The sequence below is a fragment of the Streptomyces sp. L2 genome (assembly GCF_004124325.1).
Lineage (GTDB): Bacteria > Actinomycetota > Actinomycetes > Streptomycetales > Streptomycetaceae > Streptomyces.
Genome location: NZ_QBDT01000001.1, coordinates 2,680,122 through 2,702,079, shown reverse-complemented (window position 1 = coordinate 2,702,079; position 21,958 = coordinate 2,680,122). Strand labels below are relative to the sequence as shown.

Annotated in this window: 18 protein-coding genes and 2 pseudogenes; 16 read left to right on the top strand and 4 right to left on the bottom strand. The window is 68.3% G+C overall.

The genetic code is table 11. The features are described 5' to 3' along the window. Positions 1–20 precede the first annotated feature (20 nt). On the bottom strand, positions 21–3,221 hold the full coding sequence (locus DBP14_RS11445; RefSeq protein WP_129307131.1) for a tetratricopeptide repeat protein: 3,201 nt from the start codon (positions 3,219–3,221) through the stop codon (positions 21–23). Positions 3,222–3,384: 163 nt separating this feature from the next. On the opposite strand from DBP14_RS11445, the pseudogene DBP14_RS11440 reads away from it, so the two are divergent. The 8 genes and pseudogenes from DBP14_RS11440 to DBP14_RS11405 form a co-directional block, all read left to right on the top strand. Further along, positions 3,385–4,182: pseudogene (locus tag DBP14_RS11440) on the top strand (DUF255 domain-containing protein); the annotation flags it as partial. 56 nt (positions 4,183–4,238) lie between these two features. Next, positions 4,239–5,897, top strand: a complete 1,659-nt coding sequence (locus tag DBP14_RS11435; RefSeq protein WP_129307130.1) for a recombinase family protein — start codon at positions 4,239–4,241, stop codon at positions 5,895–5,897. 663 nt (positions 5,898–6,560) lie between these two features. Further along, complete coding sequence (locus tag DBP14_RS11430) at positions 6,561–7,682, top strand: tyrosine-type recombinase/integrase (protein WP_129307129.1); 1,122 nt, start codon at positions 6,561–6,563, stop codon at positions 7,680–7,682. Beyond that, on the top strand, positions 7,679–8,005 hold the full coding sequence (locus DBP14_RS11425) for a helix-turn-helix transcriptional regulator (protein ID WP_129307128.1): 327 nt from the start codon (positions 7,679–7,681) through the stop codon (positions 8,003–8,005). Before DBP14_RS11430 ends, DBP14_RS11425 begins: the two co-directional genes overlap by 4 nt. 145 nt (positions 8,006–8,150) lie before the next feature. Continuing rightward, a complete protein-coding gene (locus DBP14_RS11420; RefSeq protein ID WP_129307127.1) occupies positions 8,151–10,304 on the top strand; it encodes a hypothetical protein in 2,154 nt (717 codons plus the stop codon). Positions 10,305–10,409: 105 nt separating this feature from the next. Next, entirely contained in the window at positions 10,410–10,997 is a 588-nt protein-coding gene (locus DBP14_RS11415; protein WP_241740871.1) for an HNH endonuclease, read from the top strand. A gap of 146 nt (positions 10,998–11,143) precedes the next feature. Beyond that, entirely contained in the window at positions 11,144–11,674 is a 531-nt protein-coding gene (locus DBP14_RS11410; protein ID WP_129307125.1) for a VOC family protein, read from the top strand. A 162-nt stretch (positions 11,675–11,836) separates the two neighbouring features. Then, positions 11,837–12,064 (top strand): Tn3 family transposase, encoded by a 228-nt coding sequence (locus DBP14_RS11405; RefSeq protein ID WP_129307124.1) that lies wholly within the window; start codon positions 11,837–11,839, stop codon positions 12,062–12,064. 324 nt (positions 12,065–12,388) lie between these two features. Here the strand turns inward: DBP14_RS11405 and DBP14_RS11400 are convergent, their stop codons facing one another. Beyond that, positions 12,389–13,000 carry a hypothetical protein gene (locus DBP14_RS11400; RefSeq protein ID WP_129307123.1) on the bottom strand — a complete coding sequence of 204 codons (612 nt, stop codon included), beginning with the start codon at positions 12,998–13,000 and terminating at the stop codon, positions 12,389–12,391. Positions 13,001–13,439: 439 nt separating this feature from the next. Here DBP14_RS11400 and DBP14_RS11395 point away from each other — a divergent pair, with 439 nt between their 5' ends. Together DBP14_RS11395 and DBP14_RS11390 are read left to right on the top strand one after the other, a co-directional pair. After that, positions 13,440–14,291, top strand: a complete 852-nt coding sequence (locus tag DBP14_RS11395; RefSeq protein ID WP_129307122.1) for a hypothetical protein — start codon at positions 13,440–13,442, stop codon at positions 14,289–14,291. Between the two features lie 324 nt (positions 14,292–14,615). After that, a pseudogene (locus DBP14_RS11390) lies at positions 14,616–15,101 on the top strand (Hsp70 family protein); the annotation flags it as partial. 536 nt (positions 15,102–15,637) lie between these two features. Here DBP14_RS11390 and DBP14_RS11385 read toward each other — a convergent pair. Both DBP14_RS11385 and DBP14_RS35995 read right to left on the bottom strand, forming a co-directional pair. Then, a complete protein-coding gene (locus DBP14_RS11385; RefSeq protein WP_164992307.1) occupies positions 15,638–17,041 on the bottom strand; it encodes a PLAT/LH2 domain-containing protein in 1,404 nt (467 codons plus the stop codon). Positions 17,042–18,209: 1,168 nt separating this feature from the next. Then, positions 18,210–18,398 carry a hypothetical protein gene (locus tag DBP14_RS35995; RefSeq protein WP_164992306.1) on the bottom strand — a complete coding sequence of 63 codons (189 nt, stop codon included), beginning with the start codon at positions 18,396–18,398 and terminating at the stop codon, positions 18,210–18,212. Here DBP14_RS35995 and DBP14_RS37280 point away from each other — a divergent pair. From DBP14_RS37280 to DBP14_RS11355, 6 genes are all read left to right on the top strand, one after another. Continuing rightward, the gene (locus tag DBP14_RS37280) at positions 18,384–18,632 is read left to right on the top strand and encodes a lasso peptide biosynthesis protein (protein ID WP_164992305.1); all 249 of its coding nucleotides are present in this window, start codon (positions 18,384–18,386) and stop codon (positions 18,630–18,632) included. The genes DBP14_RS35995 and DBP14_RS37280 overlap by 15 nt on opposite strands. A gap of 716 nt (positions 18,633–19,348) precedes the next feature. Next, complete coding sequence (locus tag DBP14_RS11375) at positions 19,349–19,612, top strand: hypothetical protein (protein ID WP_129307119.1); 264 nt, start codon at positions 19,349–19,351, stop codon at positions 19,610–19,612. Next, positions 19,593–20,114, top strand: coding sequence for a DUF6879 family protein (locus DBP14_RS11370; protein ID WP_129307118.1), 522 nt, complete (start codon positions 19,593–19,595; stop codon positions 20,112–20,114). Before DBP14_RS11375 ends, DBP14_RS11370 begins: the two co-directional genes overlap by 20 nt. Positions 20,115–20,117: 3 nt before the next feature. After that, entirely contained in the window at positions 20,118–20,972 is an 855-nt protein-coding gene (locus tag DBP14_RS11365; protein WP_129307117.1) for a helix-turn-helix transcriptional regulator, read from the top strand. Between the two features lie 90 nt (positions 20,973–21,062). Next, positions 21,063–21,275, top strand: coding sequence for a hypothetical protein (locus DBP14_RS11360; RefSeq protein ID WP_129307116.1), 213 nt, complete (start codon positions 21,063–21,065; stop codon positions 21,273–21,275). Between the two features lie 447 nt (positions 21,276–21,722). Continuing rightward, positions 21,723–21,914 (top strand): DUF397 domain-containing protein, encoded by a 192-nt coding sequence (locus tag DBP14_RS11355; RefSeq protein ID WP_129307115.1) that lies wholly within the window; start codon positions 21,723–21,725, stop codon positions 21,912–21,914. The last annotated feature ends 44 nt before the right edge of the window (positions 21,915–21,958 follow it).

Sequence of the window (21,958 nt, the reverse complement as noted above, 5' to 3'; positions counted from 1 at the left end):
CCGGCCCGGCCGGCGGTGAGTCAGTGCCCTGCCGGAACCGCCACCCCCATCACCTCCCGGGCGTGGCGGTCCGGGGTCATGCGCAGGCGCCACGCCTGCCAGCCCGCCTCCAGGCTGACCCCCCGCTCCAGCAGCAGCCCGTACGCCACCACACACTCGCCCAGCTTCTCGTCCCGCAGCGGATGCGCGGCCCGGCCGAGCTGCGCCAGCTCCTCCTGGGCGACGGCCGTACCCACCTCCACCCCGCCCGGCGCCGCGTACGGCAGCAGCGTGCAGCGCAGGTAGCGGGCCCAGTCCTCGCCGCGCCGGTCGCCGTACGACGCGAACAGGGCCACCGCCTCGTCACACAGGGCCAGCGCCTGCTGCGTCCGCGCGTTCCCCGCGTCCACGACCGCCAGCTCCAGCAGGCTCCACGCCTCACCGTGCGCCACACCGATCCGCTGGAAGTCGGCACGCGCGTCGGCCAGCAGCTGACGGGCGAAGCCCGAATTGCGCAGGGAACCCGTCTGCGCCGCCCGCTGGTCCCGGGTCACCCGCGCCGAATGATGCCGGGCGCAGGCCAGGCCGTAGCCGTCACGCATCCGGGAGAACATCGTCCGCGACCGCTCCAGCTCACGCACCGACCGGTCCAGGTCGCCGGTCTCCTCCAGCGCCTGCCCCAGGTAGTACAGCGTCCACGCCTCACCGCGCGCGTCCTCGTTGTCCCGGTGCCGCACCGCCGCCTGCCGCAGCGCCTCCACGGCGGCCGAGGCGTCGCCGTCCACCAGCCGGGCCCGGGCCACCTGCGTCAGCGCCCAGGCCTCACCCCGGGCGTCGTGCGTACGGCCGTAGCGGTCGAGCGCGGCCCGCAGCTCCGTGTCCGCACGCGGCACGTCGCCCATCCGCAGCGCGAGCTGGCCCAGCTGGTAGTGCGCCCACGCCTCCCCGTGCACCGAGCCGCCCTCGCGGTGCAGCACCAGGGAACGGGTCAGCAGATCCAGCGCCTCCGCCAGCCGGGCCCGGTCCCGCTGCACCGCGGCCAGCGCGTGCATCGTCCACGCCCGGTCCGTCGCCAGCTCCGGCGCCGCCTGCAGGTCCAGAGCCTCCTGGAGGCGCGCCGCCGCCTCGGTGAGGTTGCCCTGGTGGTGCAGGGTGATGCCCAGCGAGCACAGGGCACGGGCGGCGCCCGCGTCGTGCTGCGCCTCCCGGTACAGGTCGACGACCGAGGCCAGCGTCGTGCGCGCCTTGTCCAGCTCGCCCAGCTGCCGGGCCGCGATACCGGTGCGCCACTGCACCGAACGCACCAGCAGGCCCTCGTCGACGGCCTGAGCCAGCTCGTTGATCTCCCCGAGCCGGTACAGGTCACCGCGCAGCAGGCAGTAGTCGCACAGCGCGCCGAGCAGGTTCAGCACGGCCGCCCGGTTCACGCCCTCACCGTGCCGCAGCGCGGCCGTGATGAAGCTGGACTCGTCGTCCAGCCAGCGCAGCGCCTCGTCGAGCGAGGTGAAACCGTGCCCGCCGAACCGGTGCGAGCGCGTCGACATGTTGCCGTCGACCAGCCGCAGCACCGAGTCGGCGAGGTCCGCGTAGTTCACGATCAGCCGTTCCTGCGCGGCCGTGCGCTCGGCCGGCTCCTCCTCGTCCAGCAGACGGGCGTGGGCGAAGGCGCGTACCAGATCGTGCAGCCGGTATCGGCTGCCGCGCACATGGTCGATCAGGCCGGCCCCGGCCAGCGCCACCAGGTGCCGGGTCGCCTCGGCCTCGTCCGTGGCGAGCAGCGCGGCGGCCGCCGCCGCGCCCAGCGAGGCACGCCCGGCCAGCGCCAGCCTCCGCAGCAGCCGGCGCCCGGCCTCCGGCTGGTCGGTGTAGCGCAGCCACAGCGCCCGCTCCACCGGCTCCACCGGCCCGTACGCCCCCAGGTCCGCGGCCAGCTGCCGGGGTGAGCGCGGGCCCAGCGAGGAGCCGGCGACGCGCAGCGCCAGCGGCAGCCCGCCGCACAACTCGCGCACCCGGTCCGCCGACTCGGCGTCGTACGGCCCCGACGCGTCCTGCGCGGCCGCGCCCAGCAGCTCCTCGGCGCCCGCCGCGTCCAGCGCCTCCACCGGCAGGTGGTGCACCCAGGCCGGCAGGTCCGCGGGCAGCTCCAGGGGCGCGGCCGCGGTGACCAGGACCAGGCTGTCGGAGTGCTCCGGCACCAGCGCGCGCACCTGCTCCGGGTCCGAGGCGTCGTCCAGCACGATCGTCACCGGCAGACCGGTCAGCTGCTGGTGGTACAGCTCGCCCAGCCGCTTGAGCTGCTGCTCGGGGGAGGAACGCTCCCGGAACAGCAGCTGCTCGCGCGGCGCGCCCAGCCGGTTGAGCAGGTGCAGCAGGGCGTCCCGAGTGGGCAGCGGCGGCTCGTCCCGGCTGCCGCCGCGCAGGTCCACGACGACCGCGCCGCGGAAGTGGTCCCGCAGGTCGTGCGCCGCCCGCACCGCGAGCGTCGTACGGCCCGAGCCGGGGGCGCCGTGCAGGACGACCACCGTCGGGCGGGTCTCCGTCGTCGCGCGGGCCGCCTGCGCCCACTGCCGGATCCGCGCCAGCTCCTGCCGCCGCCCCGCGAACACCCCGTCCGCGTCCGGGAGTTGCCCGAAGGACTGCTCCAGCACGGTGCGCCTGCGCGCCGCCGCGCTCTTGTCCTGGCCGCGCAGCGACGGCGCCGCCTTCTTCGGGGCCGTGGACGCGCTGAGCACCCGCTGCTGGTCGAGGAAGGGCCGGATGCCCCGCACGTCCAGCGCGGTCAGCCACTGCAGGCGCAGCTGCTCGGGGCCGCCGGGCTGTCCCGCCGCACCCGCGCGGTGGTGCGCGGCCGGCAGGTGCGCACCGGCCACCTTCACCACCGTCGCGGCGGCGGCCACCACGGCCACTGTGACGCCCGCGCCGACGGCCGTGTCCGTGCCGGTGCCCAGCGCCAGGTCGGCCACCGTTGCGGCCACCGCCGCGACAGCGGCCACCAGCAGCGGAGTCCCCGCACCCTCACGGGCGTACCGCTGGGCGAAGGTCAGCCGGCCCGCCTCCGACTCGTCGAGCGCACGCGTGTACGCCTCGTACTCCTCGGCCGCCTTCTCCGCCATACCGTCCAGCGCCCCGCGCGCCCGCGACAGCAGCAACTGCCCGTCGATCCGCCCCCCGGACCGCCGTACCTCCTCCTCCACGGCCCGCCCCACCAGCCGCTCGGCCTCCCCTCGATGGATGTCCCGCATATCCCGTCCCCCTCCGGCGGCAACTCCTGTGCCTACGAGTGTCCTTGGCGGACGCCACGAAGGCGAGGGGGCGTCGATCACGGGCGCCGGGCAGCCGGGCCGGGGCGCGCCCCGGTGGAGCCGCGTTTCTACGCCGTCCCCGAGCCCGTGGCAGAGTGGAACGGTGAATCGACTGGACCATGAGACGTCCCCGTATCTGCTTCAGCACGCCCACAACCCCGTCGACTGGTGGCCCTGGTCGCCCGAGGCCTTCGAGGCGGCCCGGAAGGCGGGGAAACCGATTCTGCTGAGCGTCGGCTACGCGAGCTGTCACTGGTGTCACGTCATGGCCCACGAGTCCTTCGAGGACCGAGCCACCGCCGACTTCCTCAACGAGCACTTCGTCAGTGTCAAGGTCGACCGTGAGGAGCGGCCCGACGTGGATGCCGTGTACATGGAGGCCGTGCAGGCGGCCACCGGGCATGGCGGGTGGCCGATGACCGTGTTTCTGACGCCCGATGCCGAGCCGTTCTACTTCGGGACGTACTTCCCGCCCGAGCCGCGGCACGGCATGCCGTCCTTCCGGCAGGTGCTGGAAGGGGTGCGGCAGGCCTGGGACGAGCGGCGGGACGAGGTCGGGGAGGTCGCCGGGAAGATCGTGCGGGATCTGGCCCAGCGGGAGATCGTGCGGCACGGGGGCGAGGCGCCGGGGGAGCAGGAGCTCGCCCAGGCGCTCCTCGGGCTCACCCGGGACTACGACCCGCAGCGCGGCGGATTCGGCGGCGCGCCCAAGTTCCCGCCGTCCATGGTGCTGGAGTTCCTGCTGCGCCACCACGCCCGCACCGGGTCCGAGGGCGCGCTGCAGATGGCGCAGGACACGTGTGAGCGGATGGCGCGGGGAGGGATGTACGACCAGCTCGGCGGCGGATTCGCCCGGTACTCCGTCGACCGCGACTGGGTCGTGCCGCACTTCGAGAAAGTAGCTGTCTAAGGTCCATTGATTCCGTACCATTTCCCCTGAGCACAGAGGGGGTTGTGGTGCGCGAGGATCACGCGACGCTGGTCGGGTTGGGGCTCGGCCCTGAGGACCTGGAAGCCCTGGGCCTGGACAAACCCGCGACGGCCGAGCCGTCCGGACTCATGGACGCCTACCTGCGACGGAGCAACAAGAAGGAAGACCTGGCCACGCTGCGGGGGCACTTGCGGGACGTGGTGCGCTGGGCGCAGACGAACGGACTTCAGATCCGGCACGTCTGGTTTGAACAACTCTCGGCTTCCAAGACCTACGTAAGGCGCCGGGAGTTCGAGAAGGCCACCCAAGCGATCATGGACGGAAAGTCCAAGACGCTCGGCGTGTGGAAGACGGACCGCTTCGACCGGCGCGGCATGGGAGCGGTGGGCCGGATGCTGGACGAGTTCGACCGCCGGCAATCGCGGCTCGTTTCCGTTTCCGAAGGGCTGGACTCCTCACAGGGTGGCCGCATGGTTTTTGCGATCCTGAGCGAACGTGCCAGGGAGGAAGCGAAGGACATAGCGAAGCGCGTGAAGATCGGCCATGACTCGCACAAGGCGGAAGGCCGAAGGGGAACGGGCAGGCCCCCGTTCGGTCTCTACAGCGCGCCCGGAAGCGGCAAGGTCGAACCCCATCCCGACGAGTACGACACAGCCCGCAGGCTGGCGGACCTCTTGCTCGACAAGAAGACGACGAAGGACACCGCCCACCAACTCAATAAGGAGGGGTACCGGACCCGGAGCGGTGCCACCTGGTCGCCCACGGCGGTGAGCAAGTTGGCTCAGTCCCCGCTCTTCGCCGGCATGGTCCCGGTCCGGCGGCGCAAGACGGACGAGCACGGCAACCCCTTGGACAGTTGGGAGGGGTACGGCGAGCCTCTGCGCAATGAGAAGGGCGAAGTCATCATGTGCGGCAAGGGGGTCGTGACGCCGGGCGAGTGGTTCAAGATCAAGGCGCTCATTGCCGAGCGGACCGACGAACGGTGGGCGAAGGGGAAGCCGGAAGCGAAGTATCTGGGCACGGGGAGCTACCGATGCGGGCGGCTACGGGACAAGAAAGGCACGGGGGAACTTGAGTCGTGTGGTGGTTCGATGAGCCACCGTGGCGGGCGCTACCGGTGTGAGGTCCGGCAGACGCGGGGCAAGTCCATCTGCGAGGGAGTGGTGACCCTCGCCGACCGCATCGACCACGCGGTTGGACAGGCTTGGGTCCACCACATCACGGCCCTTGAGCCTGGTGCCCCGGTGGTCATCGAGATAGCCCGCCGGTGGCTCGCCTTCGCGGACCCCGAAACGCAGGCGAAGAAGGACGAGGCTCAGAAGGCCCTTGAGGCCGCTCAGCGGCGTGTGAAGAAGCTCGAAGACGACTTCTACGTGTACGGGAAGATGGACGAAGAGCGCTTCGAGGAGCTGAGCGAAGGACAGCGCGCCGTCATCGAGAGCACCACCGCGACCCTTGAGGCGCTGGACGCGGAGGCAGACCTCTCGCCCCTCACGCAGGTCGACACCCTGCGTGAGGCATGGGAAGCGGCGGATATGGCGGACAAGAGGATGCTCCTGAAGTGCGCCCTTGGAAAGAAGGGCATCACGGTCAAGCCGGCCGCGCGGCAGGGGGACCACACCCCGATCCTGGAACGGCTTGAGTTCGACTGGCTGTCGAAGAAGGACACAACCACCGAGAAGTGAGTTCGACGCACAAGGCGGGGCCTTCGGGCCCGGCCTTGTCCACTTTTCCGGTAGGCAATCGGCTCACCAGCCTCCGAGTGAGGGCGTCTGCACGCCCTATGTGAGTGTGCTGGGGCAGCGTGGATGGCCCGCTGCCTCTCCACGTGGTGACGAAGTGACGGAATGACGGTTTGGTTCTGTTCCATGCATAGAACCAAAGCACCATCTATAAGAGGTAACCCGGATTCAGGGACACTTCATCACTTCGTCACCGCCCGCGCTTCCCGCGGCTCACAGGCTGCGAACGGCTGTCGGCCGATGCCCATCGCGAAGAACGCTCGGACGCATGGGTCATCGACTGCCGACAGTGCTTGGCGCGAGCGCTCAGGTAGGGGGAGAGCGGCCCGGAAGTTCCCGGCTCTGCCCGCCGGCGGTCCCGGCCCCAGCTCGGAAAACGCGCGCTAGGTGTGACGCCTCTATTGGGCGGGGTCCCTTGGCGCGACTGGGCAAGGCCCGAAACGAGCGGAATTGCATCGGCCGCATCATTGAGCAGGCGGAGCAAAGCGCAGAGCTGCACGTCAGCGGTGTGAGCCACGGTCGATGTTCGCGTCGGTTTCATGCGGTGGCCTGGGACGGCGCCGGGGGCCGTAACCGATGCATCGGTGTTGCGTTGAATGCATCGTGATGAGAGCAACTGATCTGCCGGGTGCGGCGCATCTGGTGCTGGCTTCCGGCGTCATCCATCTGGCCCCGGAGACCGCGGTGTTCGACGCGATGCTGGATGGCTGGCAGCTCCAGCAGCGCACGCGGTTTTTGAAGGCGGACACCATTCGCGGACGCGTTGAGCTGATGCGTCGGCTGGCGGCGTACACCAACGCCTATCCCTGGCAGTGGGAAGCGGCCGACGTAGAGGCGTTCATCGATCACCTGCGTCAGCGGCCGCGGCCGATCGTGGTGTCCACCGCACGGATCTATCAGCACAGCGTGCGGATGTTCATGGAGTACATCACCGACCCGAGGTACTGCTGGCCACGCGTGTGCCAGGAACAGTTCAGCACGGCCCCCGTGCAGATCCTGCACGAGTGGAACACCGTGGTGCATGTCACCGAGTACGAGGGTGAGCCGCGGCGTCGGCCGCTGACCTACGACGAGATCCAGGCCCTGTTCGACGCTGCTGACGGACGGGTGGAGGAGATCCGGGCCCGGCACCGCAAAGGCGCGCTCGCCGCGATGCGGGACGCGGCCATGCTCAAGACGGTCTACGCGTTCGGCCTGCGCCGGCGCGAAGCCTGGGGACTGGACCTGGGCGACCTGCGGCACAACCCGAAGTCGCCCGTCTTCGGCCGGTGCGGCGCGCTGTTCGTACGCTGGGGGAAGTCGTCCCGGGGCAGCGCCCCCAAGCGGCGCACGGTACTGACCATCCCGGAGATGGACTGGATCGTGCCCGTGCTGGAACAGTGGCTGGACGAGGTGCGTCCCGCCTTCGGCGCCGGGCGGCATCCGGCAATGTGGGTGACCGAGAGGGCCGGGCGCATGTCGCTGCGCAGGATCAACGAGGCGTTCACCGAGGCACGCCAGGCAGCCGGACTCCCGGCCGAGCTCGATCTGCACTGCCTACGTCACAGCCACATCACGCACTGCGTGGAATTCGACTACCCGGAGAAATTCGTCTCTTCCCAGGCCGGACACACCTACGCCGCCACCACCGCGATCTACACCGGCGTCTCCGACGAGTACCGTAACCGGCTGCTGCAACGCTCCCTGGCCCGCCATCCGGAATTGTGGGACGAGGAACCGGCGTCGTGACCAAGAAGATGGGCTACCGCTGGAACCTGCGGCAGATCATGGCCAGCCGCGAGATGTTCGCCACCACCGACCTGGTGCCGCTGCTCGCGGAACGCGGCATCCACCTCTCCCGCGAACAGGTCTTCCGCCTGGTGACTCAACCACCCCAGCGCCTGAGCATGGACACTCTCGCCGCGCTGTGCGACATCCTCGACGTCGGCGTAGCCGACCTGATCGAGATCACCGTGGTCAACGAACAGGTCCGCAAGGCTGCCGGCGAGACCGGCAAGGTTCCGCCGCCGACAGTACGGCGCTCTACGATTCGCCGCCCGGAGGGACTGTGAACGCCCGTCAGCGGCGCCGTGCCGAGCAGGACCGCGCCATCGAGGAGACCGCCGCTCTCATCGCCCGACAACTTCCCGGCTCCGACCTGGTCCGGCTCACCGAACAGGTTGTGGGTTTGAGCTGTTACCGTCGCAGACAGATCGGGTGCTGGAGCATCTGCGCGCGCATCCCGATGCGCTGGTCTCCGGGGACTCCAGCGGCCCACCTGGACTGCTGAAACTTCTGGACGTTCTGGCCGCCGAGCACCAGGCGGTGCAACGCGCCCGCTGCGCGCAGTGCGGCACGGTCCGGCGCCTGCCCTACCGCATCGACGGTGCCGCCACGTGCGGTCGCTGCTACGCCAGGAGCCACCTCAAACCGTGCGTGCGCTGCGGCGAGACGGGCCGGCCGGCGTTCCGGGAGAACGGCGGCGTGGTCTGCGCCGGCTGCAAGACCCGCGACCCGCGGGCACGCTGCGAGTGCGCCAGGTGCGGAAAGCTGGCCCGCGTCGCCTACCGGATCGAGGGCCGGCCGCTGTGCCAGAACTGCGGACCGCGCAAGCTCTACACCTGCTCGGCCTGCGGCCGCCACAACCAGCGAGCCCACGAGATCACCGAGGACGGGCCGCTGTGCCCACGCTGTTACCACCGCGCTCGGGAGAGGCAGTGCTGCCGGTGCGGGCGCACGACATGGAACGTGCGCATCGCGGACCGGCAGGAGAGCACCTGGATCTGCTACCGCTGCTGGATCCCGCCGACCACGAGGTGCACCAGCTGCGGCCAGAACAAGCCCTGCGTTCGCGGGGCCACCCTGGGCCGCCCGGTCTGTTCCACCTGCCACTCCCGACAGCGCCCGGAACGGACCTGCGCACGGTGCGGCCGGACGAAGAAGATGCGTACCACACTGCCCCTCGGCCCGGTCTGCGGCCTCTGCTACAACACACTGCGCCGCTCGCCCGCCCCTTGCACCAACTGCGGTTGCGTGCGGCCCTTGGTCGGCCGCGGGGAACGCGGTGGGGTGTGCGGTCCCTGCTCGGGCGACGAACGCAACTGGACCTGCCGGCGATGCGGCCGGGTCGATCTGCTCGTCGCCCAAGAGCACTGCCTGCCCTGCATCGTGAGCGAACGCGTCGACGCGCTGCTGTCCGGCCCGGACGGCACCCTCCACCCGCAACTATCCGCAGTGCGTGCGCTGCTCTTGCAGGACTGCGCGCCCGAGCAAGTCCTGCACTGGCTCTACGCCACGGTGTGGGCCGAACTGCTGGGCCGGCTCGCCACGCAGGGCGGCGAGATCACCCACGCCCGCCTCGACCGTCTGCCGCCCGGCTACGCTGTGCGCTACCTGCGACAGGTCCTGGTCAACACCGGCGTCCTGGAGCCGCGTACCGAACACCTCGACTCCGTCGAACCCTGGGTTGAGCACCTGCTGGCCGGCCAGCCACCGCACATCGCCGCGATCGTGCGCCCCTACGCCTCCTGGTCGGTCCTGCGCCGGGCTCGCTCGCTGGCCACTCGCAGCCGCGTGACCCGCAGCGTCCGCAAGTACGCGCGTTCCCGTATCGGCATGGCGGTGCAGTTCCTGACCTGGTTGGAGACGCGCGGCCTGACCCTGTCCGCCGCGACGCAGTCCGATGTCGATCTGTGGCTGGCCATCGGCACGACAACGCACTACCGGCTCCGTGACTTCCTACGCTGGGCACACGCACGTGGCCTTGCCGATGGCCTCACCGTTCCCTGGCTCGGACGGGCCGAACAGCCGGAGCACGTCCTGCCTGATGACGACCGCTGGAGGCTGCTGCGCCGCTGTCTTAACGACGACAGCATCGCCTTGCACCTGCGTGTCGCTGGCGCCCTGGTCCTGCTCTACGCACAGGTCCCCTCCCGGATCGTGGAGCTGACCCGCCAGGACCTTTCCACCACCGGCTCCGGCACCTACCTGGCCGTCGGCCGGCAGCCGGTCCTCCTGCCACCGCGACTCGCCATGCTCGTCCAGCGGCTCGCCAACCACGCGGCTCCTGGACGGCGTCCTCTCATCCATCGGGGCACCCGCCCCTGGCTGTTCCCCAGCGCCCAGCCCGGCACGCATCTCGACGCCGACCGCCTGGCCACGCTCCTCAATGACCGGGTCGGCATCTTCATCCGCCCGGCTCGCGGCGGAGCATTGTGCGAACTCGCCGGTGACCTGCCCGCTCCGGTCCTCGCCGAGCTGCTCGGACTCTCAGTCGGCACCGCTACACGGTGGACAACCCTGGCGGGCCGGGACTGGAGCGACTACCTCACCGCCCGTGCCGAAGACTTGAGCATCGGCACCCCCGGCTGACTGTCAGGCCCACCACCTACGCTGACACATCGGCGGTAACAGCATCGAACCGAACGGGGCCAGATGAGCAGGAAGCCGAAGCACACGCTCCCAACGCTCCCAGGCATGCCCGAGCCCCTTCCCGCACCCGAGACCGAACAACTCGCGCTGCTCGGCGAGCCGCTGCCGGTCAAAGTCCCCGCTCAGCTATGGCGTTCCTGGCTCGACGATCCACTCATCGTCGCCAGGTTCGAGGCGAAACGGTACCGGCGTTCCGAACACCCGTGCTGGCCGTGGCTGGGGGCTGTGTCATCGACGGGCCACGGCTCCTTTCGCGCCGCGAGCCTGCCCGGCCCCTCCCGCCGCGGCACCGTCCCTGCCCACCTGTTCGCCTTCCAACTGGCCAACGGAGTGATACCCCGACTCGGCTGGTCCGGCGCCGAAGACCCGGTCCTCTGCCACCGCTGCGACTCCCACGGCTGCACCAACCCCGCCCACCTGCGACTCGGCACCACCGCCGAAAACCGGGCCGAATGGGCCAGCCGACACCGTAACCCCACCGGGCCACTCGCGGACCTCCGCGGGGCAGCAGGACGCACCCGGGCCATCGCCGCAGCCATTAGAGCCGGGCTCGCCGCCGGAGAAGACCCCGGCGCCATCGAGGACCGGATTCGAGCAGCAGAAGCCGCAGGACTCCCCCTCACCCTGTGGTGACACCAACCCGGGTAACAGCTTGACCGAATCTGAGCCTTCCCGCCCCCTCGGCCTGGGAGCAAGGTCGGAGCGGGGCCACGGCTTCGGCAGGTCCTCCCCGAGGCTCTCGATCGAGCGAACCGTTGCGGCACCAAGGAGCGTGACTCGTGACAGATGCATCGAACCCAACAGAAGGCGCGACCAGTAGGGCGAGGGGACTGGCCAGTTCGTTGATCGGAATCGACCACATTGCCGTCGCCGTGAAGGATTTCGAAGCGGCGATCAGGGTGTGGAGTGACGAATTCGGCTTCGAACTGATCCAACGGACTCACATATCCGGCGAGAGCAGCGGCATGTACAAGGCGGTGCTGCGGGCCGGCGCGTTGACGCTCGTCCTGGTACAGGGCGACTCGTCCGACTCTCATATCTCCCGGTACGTTGAGGAACACGGCCCTGGGGTCATGCACGTCGCTGTACAGGTCCAAGACCAAGAGCAGGTACTCGACTCCTTCCGTGCTCACGGCACCAAGCCGCTGACCGGAATCGTCCACGCACCGGGGCTTGACCAAGCCTTCCTTCCCCGCGAACCGCACAGTGGAATCCAGCTGGAACTGGTCAGCCGCACCGGACTGAACGGCTTCGACAACGCCAGCAGCCTTCAGCTGCACGAAGCGATGGAAGGACGCACCACATCCTGATGTGCAATATCCCGTGGGTTCGGTCAGGCTCCGCGCGGAGCCTGACCGAACCCACGGGATATTGCACACCCGGCTCCTGCCCCGCCTGCTCACCGGCCGTGCGCGGGCCCGGTGTTCGTCACCCACGACAGGCCCCGCCCAGGCAAGGTCGTCCACCCGCGCGTGCTCTGGCACACCGAGTACATGGGCCTGGCCGTCGGCGAACTGCGCAGTGCCGGCCGCGACGTGGACGCCGAGGTCCTCGCACACATCTCCCCGGCCCACAGCTCGGCGGTCAACTACTACGGCTCCATCACCGTCGACTACGACCGCGAACTCGCCCAGCTCGACGACCAGGGCCACCGGCCGCTTCGGACCGTGAACGTGGACGAGCCCGGAGCCGGGCTGTAGACGGCCCGAAGTTCTCCCGCAGCATCGGGTGCACCACCGCATCCAGCAGGCCCCGGGCGGCGAAGAACGCGCCTCCAGCCCGAGGCGTACGACCCACACTGGACGTCGACTTCAGCCCGCTGCGCGGGGACGGCCCGCCCGGCAGCGAGGGCTACGGGCGGGCCGCCTGACGTCGCCGGGCAAGCCGAGGACACTGGGATTGCCTGGGCGTACGCATCCACTTCCGAGGCCCGGTCGAGCGCGTAGTCCGGGGTCGGCCGTGCGGCGGACCCTGGACCTGCACATGCGGCTATGCGGCGCGTGACCGCACGGTCCTCGAAGTACTCACTGGCTGCGGTTTGCCTTCAGGATGTCCTCCTGGGACAGCACCTTCCGTGCGAGCAGGACCTGTTCGGCCTGGTCAGCGACGTGGGTTCCCTGACGGGCGTCGAAGGTGCGATACGTCTGGAGGAGATAGAGAGCCTCGTCCTTGGTTTGTACCAGTGCCTCGGCGCCCGGGAACGTGACGGCCCGGTATTCCTCCTTCAGCGTGGAGTACTTCTTCCACAAACACGGAGCAATGTTCGGGTTCTTCTTAAAGTACTCGTTGATCTGGACGCGGTAGAAGCGCTGCAGGCGGCCTGGGGTCAGCTCGCCGGGCCCGAGCTCCGACCCCAAGCTCGCGTCGTCTCGGACGCCGAACTCCTTGTAGATGGTCTTGACGTTGATCTTCTCGCCGTTCATCACGAACTCGCCGAAGACCTTGTTTCCGGACCCCACGACGGCCCTCTGGATGGCGCAGAACAGAAGGATCTTCAGGCCGCTCTTGGCCATAATGGTCTTGAGGATCTCCCCGTCCGAGTAGGTGTCCGTGGCGACGGGCTGGAAGCCTTTGAAGTCCTCGATGGCGACCAGATCCTTGAGCTGCTGACTGTTCAGGTACTGCCGCTCGGTCATGGCTGGGATCCCCTGTCCTCGACGTGTGCGCGTGTCAGCCGTCAGCCGGACCGACCCCTAGCTGACTACCCGGGGCCCGGACGAGGGTAAGCCGACGGGAGGGACAGTTAAGCCCAGGGAGTGACAATTCTTGATCTTGGTCTCGCCTGCCCCGGCCGGGCGGCGAGATGCTTCATAGATGGTCAGGCGAGCGGTCCGAGGGCGACGTCCGTCAGGACCCCGCTGATCCTGGGCCACGAGTTCGTGGGCGAGGTCACCGCGATCGGTACGGAGAGGGAGCGAGCGCCTGGCGCTGTGCTGCGTCAGGTATGCGGCGGAGTGACGGGATCAGGTGCTGATCTTCGCCCACGCGGCGGACATCAGGTTACTCGCAGCAATCGATCGGTGAGGTTGGAAGTAGCGCGACCAGCGTTGGAGACAGCCACCTTAAGGAGTAGCCATGGCAGGGGACTTGCCTCCCGGCGTCCACGTAACGGAACTCCCCAGCGGGGTGAGGGCCTCCGGTCTTGTCATCCTCCAGGCGTATCCGAATGTCAATGCGCCACTCACCACCCACGTGTTGCACGTGGGGCAGGGCGAGGGGAAGCACAGGATCATTTCCATCGGCACCGACTCGACGCACACGGACAGCATCGTGGCAGGAGACCAGCTCTGGACCTCGTCGCCGGGGCTGAAGGGCATCACCACACCGCTGCTGGCATTGCCGGTGCCGGCGCGGGAGAACGTGGACGGCGGGAGCGAGCACTATCTCATCTGGCACGACAAGGAAAAGAAGGAACTGAAGTACCGGACGGTCTGGACCCGCCACAAGGACCCCTACACCCTCACCCTCAAGGTCGATGACCGCACGGTCCCCGCGCACTGGGAGTCGATGAAGAACATCGTGTACCCGGTCGCCACCATGCCGGTGCCCCGCCGGCACAACGTGGACGGCAAGAGCGAGAGCTACGTCTACCACTACGACAAGCAGGGCACCCTGTACTACTCGACTATCTCGATCGGCCGCGACGCGGCCCACGCCGATCGCCTCGTGGTCGATCTGAGGCCCGTAGCCGATTGGTGGAAGGGGTCGCTGACAGGCATCGGCCAACTGGCGGAGATCTGCCCGGTGCCGGGCCAGCAGGACGTCGACGGCAAGAGCCAGTACTACGTCTACCACCGGTCAAACACGACGAAGACGCTGATGTACCGGAAGATCGCGATCACCTGCGACCCACAGCACACCGACACCCTGGTGACCGAGGACCGGCCCGTTGCCGACTATTGGCCCTCGCTGAAAGGCGTCGACTGAGGGCCCGGCCGGTCATCAGCCAGACCAGACGGCCCTGACGGCGGGGTGGTGCCGCGTCAGCCGGAGGCTGGCACCGCGTCCTCCGTGCGACCCGTTCCGAGGACCCAGCTCGGGGACGGCGGTTGTCCTTAGACAGGGAAGTTAGTCGTGCGGCCCGCGCTGACCTGTGTGGACTGGATTGGTTGTCAATAGATCTCTCAGCGGACTCCGTCTCGTGACTGCCTCTGGTCACCCGAATGGCGGTTGTTGAGATGACAGACGGCCTGTGTGGTGCGTTTCTGGACGGGGGAAGCGAACCACGTTGTGAGGAGCCTCATGGGCATGAAGGACCTGGGCACGGGCGAAGAGCAGAAGATGACCGTCACCGGTGGCTCCTCGCTGCCGCAGGACGAGGTCAACCGGATGCGCGAAGAGGCCGAGAAGTACGCGGAGGAGGACCACCAGCGCCGCGAGGCCGCCGAGGCCCGCAACCAGGGCGAGCAACTCGTCTACCAGACCGAGAAGTTCCTCAAGGACAACGAGGAGAAGGTCCCCGGCGAGGTGAAGACCGAGGTCGAGACCGCCGTCAACGAGCTCAAGGAGAAGCTCAAGGGCGAGGACACGGCCGAGATTCGCACCGCCGCCGAGAAGGTCGCCGCGGTCTCCCAGAAGCTGGGCCAGGCCATGTACGCCGACGCCCAGGCCGCCCAGGGCACGGCCGGTGCCGCGGGTGTCGTCGACGCCCAGCAGGCCAAGGCCGAGGACGACGTGGTGGACGCCGAGATCGTCGATGACGAGAAGCCCAAGGACGCCAAGGGTGGTGCTGCGTGACGGAGGAGACGCCGGGCTTCGATGCTTGACGTTTTGCTGTGCGCGAGGGGTGCCCCATTCGCTGAGGCGCCCCTCAGCTCAACGTGGTTCGCTGACAAGAAAGCCGAAACGCCTGGGTTCGCTGCCAAACGCCTTGATTGGATGGCAGGGGACAGCGGTGCTGCGGAGCGGACTCCGAGGACACCGTGAGTATGTAGACGAGTTTCGGCAACGTTCGTCGTTCAGCGCGGCCAGCACCCCGCCTCGGCAACCGTCATGCGGATGCTGCGCGAACACGACGCGCAGACGGCCACCGCAGACGGAAGTTGAGGCCCCCCGGCATCCGCCGGGGGTCTCAACCGTGATCCGGCCTCTGAGACTGGGCCGCAGCCGCTTAGCGTTGTTTTTTCCGCGAGAACTACTGGGACAACGGGGGCGCCGAGTAGCCGAGGAGCTCTACAGCGACACCCCCGAAAAGCTCGCCGACAGCACGAAGAAGATCTTCGACACGATGACCGGGTGCCCGCCGTACCAGGTCGTCATCGGCAGCAGGCCCGTCACCCCTCTTCGGTGGCCTCATCCTGGTCCTCGCCGTCCTCGCCGTCCTCGCCGTCCTCGCCGTCCTCGCCGTCCTCGCCCTGCTCCTCGGTGTCCTCGCTCTCTTCGGTCCCCTCGCCCTGCTCCTCGGTGTCCTCGGTGGCCTCGCCCTGCTCCTCGGTGTCCTCGCTCTCTTCGGTCCCCTCGCCCTGCTCCTCGGTGTCCTCGGTGGCCTCGCCCTGCTCCTCGGTGTCCTCGCTCTCTTCGGTCCCCTCGCCCTGCTCCTCGGTGTCCTCGGTGGCCTCGCCCTGCTCCTCGGTGTCCTCGGTGGCCTCGCCCTGCTCCTCGGTGTCCTCGGTGGCCTCGCCCTGCTCCCCGCCGTCCTCGCCCTGCTCCCCGCCGTCCTCGCCCTGCTCCCCGCCGTCCTCGCCCTGCTCCCCGCCGTCCTCGCCCTGCTCCCCGCCGTCCTCGCCCTGCTCCCCGCCGTCCTCGCCCTGCTCCCCGCCGTCCTCGCCCTGCTCCCCGCCCTCTTCGGCGGCCTCGTCTTTCTTCCCACCGGAGGAGTCCTGCTCCGCCTTCTTCGCGATCTCGGCCAGCCGTTGTTTATGCCACTCGATCCGTGCAGCCCGCTCCTCCTCCGTGGACAATGTTGTCCATTTCACCCCGCGACTTTTGCACCAGTCGGAGAACTGCTCACCCCACTTAGCCTCTTGGTCGAACTGCTGCTTTTCTGTCAATTTATTCCATTCCACTCCTTCTCCCTTGGCCCACTCTTCCTTGAGTCTCGCGCGCAACTGCCCCAGATCAGCACTCTTCTGATCCTCCTCTCTTTGCCTTTTTTCGAGGTCCTGCTTTTTCCATTGCCTCACCTGCATCACCTGTTGGGCCGGGGAAAGTTTCTCCCAGACCAGACCCTGCTTTTCGTACCATTCCTTGGTCGAGGCTCTATCCTGCGCGGCAGCCTCAGCGAGGGCCTTCCTCCCCTGCGCCTGCTCCTCCTTGCTCAGGTGGTACCCCGCTTCCGGGGAGAGGCCAAAGGTGACGTGGTCGCCATGACTGGTGTAGGCGCCGGGCTTATGCTCCTTCGGAGTGTCGATCCAATCCCGCTCAAAATTCGCGCCACCGGTCCACAGATACTTGGAGTCGTCGGGTGCAGTGACGGTGATGCCAGCGAGACAGAGACCGTCCGAACCTTTCTTCCTGATCTCGATCGCGGTAGGAGCACCACGATCCATGTCGACACGAATGCCGTATGCATGGCTGGAATTTCGGCGGAAATCCACGTAGGGATCGTCAGGGTGGCTCTTCAGGGTTGTCCAGCCAGAAGTCGTGCCGTCCTTGAAGTGCAGGCTGACTTCGACGGGGTCGTCGGTACCGGCCTCGTCGACATCACCGACGATCATTTCCACGCTGTAGTACGGCATGAGACTCCTCCTTGTCTCGGCGCCCGGCGAGGTGTGCACCGGATCCCCCCACGCCACATCATGCACTCTGCGTGACACACCTTCAACCAACAGTGACGGGCGCTCGTCCCGCATCGATCTCTCGGACCACGCGGGCAAACCAACAGACACAGCCCGTCCACCCCGGTGCACGACACGCGTCGCAGGCAGCCAGACCCCACAAGCCACCTGACTGACGCCAGCGGTCCCCTACCTGCCAGTAGCAATACAGAAGGGACATGGGCCGCGATAGCCGCAGCGAACAACTGGCCCTCGATGTCTGGATCGCCCACGTCCGCCTCGACGGCCATCGCGAACTCCGAACTCTGGCCAACGGCATGCGAGCGACCGTGCAGCCATCCAAGCCGCCCTCACCACGACCTACACCTCCGGAGCGGTCGAAGGGAACGTCACCAGGATCATTCTGTGGAATGCTCCTGCGTCGCAGTCCACAGAATGCGAGTTCGGTGGCAATCCTCGCAGGTCACGGCCGTGTCAGCCGTACAGGTCCGCGTGGCTTCGGATTCCACAGAACATACAAGCTGCTGAAGCGACAGATGTACGGCCGCGCCAACTTCGATCAAGGGACGCACCATCCCCTGCCACCCGGCTCCGACACTCCGCCGCAGATCCCTCGCCGCCGGGCCCAAGTACCTCTACACGGCCTCGGACAAGGGCATCCGCACCCTGCACGAGGTAACCGACAACAACACCTCCCGGCTGGAACTCGGCCAGGAGCCGTCCTGGACCATGACGCTCAAACCGGGGCCCATGGCCTATGGCTCCTCGGCCAACGTGCTCTACACCGCGTGCAATCGGAACAAGAAGGTCTACAGTATTGATCTGGACGGTGACGGCACCCTGAAGTAAGGCGTCGAGCCCCGACCCCTTCCTGGCGACTACCCCGGCTGCTCAGGGGTGGCGGTCCATCCTTCAGGCACATGCATGTACGTCCTCCACGGCCGTACCAGCCTGGCCGTGATCCGCCTCGACGGGCACCGAACCGCCTCCCCCGCCGAGACCGTCAGCCTGGCGCCCCTGATGACTTCGACAGCCTGACGACCCGAGACGAGGAAGTCCCCCGCCGACGGCTCGCGGCCCTTCGTAGGCCTTGGCTCGTACGAAGGGCCGCGCCGGATGCACGGTGTGGTCAGTCCGCTTCTGAGGTGACGATCACGCAGCCGTCGTCGCCGGCGGCACCGTTGGCTGCCTGCTGGCCCGCGCCTCCGGCCTCTCCGCCTCCGGCGGAGTAGTCCGCCTTGCCCTTGCCGCCTCGGCCGCCGTAGCCGCCGTAGCCGCCGGTCCCGCCCCGGCCGCCCATACCGTGGACGGCGTACACGGCCTCGCCGCCCCGGCCCCCCGTGCCCGGACCCGTTTCCTCCCAGGTGATCTCGCCGCCCGCGCCGCCGCCCTCCGCGCCGCCGGCTGGCCCGCCCAACTCGCCATCGGCGCCGACTCCGTCCCCGACCAGACCGGCACCCGACACCTCCACGCCTGGATCGAGATCAACAACACCCCCATCGGCACCAGCCTCCCCACCGACACCTACCTGACCCCCCTCACCCACTTCTGATCCGTCACGGGGCCCGGGACCAGAGAACCGGCGTTGCTGTCTGTGGCCTTCGCAGCTTCGTGGCGCTGAATCTCCACTGCCATCTGGCACGTTCGAGACTCTGCCAGCAAGCGGGGTTCGGCGAATGGCTGTGGAGCAGCTGCGAGGCCCGGCGTGGGAGGTGCCTGTGTCTGGCGCCGCTTGATGCGCCAGCAGTCGTTGACGGTGGCAGATGCTGGTCACGGGCCACTATCCCGAGGCTCGTGCCTGCTTCACTCAACCTCGTGAGCCCGCGCATTCCGCGGTCAACCGGTGCGCATCTGGTGCATCCGACGCGCCCGGGTGCGCCGCTCTAGAGAGGGCGTGGTCACCGTCCGCTGCGCTCACGCCCTGCGGAGGAATACCGCACAGCTCAAATAAGTGCTCTCCACCAGTCATTCGCACGCCGGAGAAAGACGCTTGTTAAGGGGTAGATCAGCCCCGCTAAGGACGCCCCAAGCCCCCGACGGCTGCCCATCGCCGGGGTGGCTGCCGGGGGCTTTCGGCGTTCCTAGGGGTGCCTTCGCTCTCAAGGGTGCACGCGGGGCCGACTGGGGAAGTTCCCCGCGTTCCCTCGCGGCGGGTCCTCGTCCCAGGGTGTCAAGTGCCGCTATCTGAGGCGGTCTTGACGGGTGCCCCCTGGCGAGTGAGAGTCATGCAATCGGCAGCAATCCAATCGACGCAGGGAGAGGGCAGGCATGAAGCTCAGGTTCCTCGGGATCATCCCGAACACGCCCGTTGACGACTCGCCCACCATCTGGTTGGACGAGGACACGGGGGATCTGCTGATCCAGTCGTATCGGGCCACCGACGAGGAGGTGAAGGCGTGCCAGGAGATCGGCTCTATCCCCGGTCACAGCACGGACGTGCCGGATCACGAGACGATCATTCGGCTCCCTGCTGTGATGCTGAAGTACATCCCCCGACCGGAGGACGGCAGCGGTGAAGTACCCCGTACGTGACGGGATCTGCAAGGCGCGGCGCTCCGCCGTACACCTGGAGATGCGCGACAGCTACACCCCGGACGATCCGGAGTTCGCCCGTTGGCGCGCTGGCCATCGGTACAACGGTGACCCGGCCAAGCTGCCGGACTGGTGGGGTACGTGGCGTGACCTAGTGCAGGGGACGACAGCGCGCGGAGTCGTCATGCGGCGGGCCCGCATCGTCTCGGAGCCGGTTACGGACTACATCAGGTATGAGCACGACATGACGTTCGCCAACGTCGCAGCGGGTGAGCTGGTCCGCTGGCTGCCCCGGCGTCGTGCCGCTGACATCCCCTTGCCGGGAACTGACCTGTGGATGTTCGACGGCGAGTCCGTGCTATTCACGTACTTCTCTGGCGTCGGGGAAGTTGTTGACCGCGAGTGGCGGACTGAGCCGGCCATCTGCCGACTCGTCTCATCCGCCTTTGAGTTGGTGTGGCAGCGGGCTACACCTCACGAGGAGTACAAGCCGGTTCAGTGAGTCATGCCCCAATCAGCATCATCTAGCGTCCAGCAGGCCCGGCAACTCCTTTCCGACCGCCTACGGGAGTTGGTCAAGGACGCCGGGCTTGATGGCAAGGATCTTGCCGCGCTGTGCGGCTGGCATCCGTCCAAGGTGTCTCGGATCTCGACAGCGAAGACGCAGCCCAGCGAGGACGATATTCGGGTGTGGTGTCGGGCGTGCGGAGCGGAGGGCCAGACAGAGGACCTGATCGCCTCTCTCCGGGCCGTTGAGGGCATGTGGGTGTCCTGGCGTCGAATGGAGCGCGCGGGGCTGCGACAGGCACAGGCATCCGTTCGGCCCCTGTTCGAGCGCACCCGCTGGTTTCGGGCCTACTCCTCTTGGCTTGTGCCCGGCCTGATTCAGACGTACGGATACACCGAGGCCGTGTTGCGCGCTGTCCAGCGGCGTCGGGTGCCGGTCGATGACGTGGCCGACGCGGTAGCCGTCCGCATGGAACGCCAGCGGGTACTCACCGAGGGGCAACGCCGGTTCGCGTTCCTGGTTGAAGAGTCCGTGTTGAGGAACGGCTACGGCGACGTCGACACACAAGCGGAGCAGCTAGAGCGCCTGCGCTCCCTCACCGAAGGAGAGTTGCCGCACGTCACCTTGGGTGTGGTACCCGCGCGGCTTGAGCGGCAGCGCATGCCCGTTGAGGGGTTCTGGATCTACGACAAGGCGCAAGTGAACGTTGAGCTTGTGTCCGGCTACCTCACGATCACGCAGCCCAGCGAGGTGAAGGCGTACGCCGACACGTTCGCCGCACTGGCCGATATGGCGGTCTACGGAGACAAGGCCCGTGCGCTGCTGGCCAAGGCGCGTGACTCCCTCGTGTAATCGGTACGCGATCGCGTGCAATGGCCTGTGAGTCGGGGTTCCGCTCTCCCTAGCGTGGTCATCATCGGACCACGTGAGGGGACAGCGACGATGGCGACCCAGACCAACAGCGACACCGACGCACGCAGGGACGAATACGCGACGTTCGCACCGACCGGGGAGACGTGCCCCGAGTGCGACAAGCCGATCGGCGCCCTTGAAATCTGCCGCCGGGGCACCGTGGAACGGCAGTCCGGTCCGCCGGCCGTGGTCTACCGGCACAGCGAGTGCGCCAAGCCGTACCGGCGGAAGTCCGGCCAGTGACCCCGAGAGGCTCCGGAGACGCCCTGTGCGCCCGTTACCGGCCCCGGAGCTGGTGAGCCTGCTGGACGACCGTGACGGGCCGTACAGGAACTCTCCCGATGGCTGGTGGACGCCGCTGGGCGGCGCTCAAGATCCGGTCTCTGGGGTCGTCTACTTCCCGCCCGGCAGCAACCAGCCCCCGTCCCGGTTCCGCTGCGAGCACCCCTGAGGCGGGCGCGCATCGCGCTGGCCTTCGCTGAGTTCGTGGCGTGGGTCGGTGGGCCTTGTGCTGACGCTGCACATCTAGGTTTCCCACCCTCATCGTGATCGCGGCGGCGCGGGGCGGCGGGGGTGGGAGGACAGGCCCCGTCCCGGTCGCTTCGCTACAGGAAGGGCAGGCGGCCGGGACGGTCAGCAAGGCGGCGCGGGGACCGCTTCCCCGCTACGTGCTGCGAGAGGAATGGACCCGTGTCCGCTGCACTGCCCGAGTTCGACTTCGTCAAGACGGCCGCGTGCCGTGACCCGAAGGCGACCAACGTTCCCGGCATCGTCGCCTTGCGCGACAGCGTCCGGCCGGACATCGTCATCACGTACACGGCCGCCGAGTGGGCCGATCTGACGGCCGCCATCAAGGGCGGAGAGTACGACCTGAGCGCCTGAGAGTAGGCCCCGTGCCGAAGTGCCCCCGTTGCGCCGACGAGTGC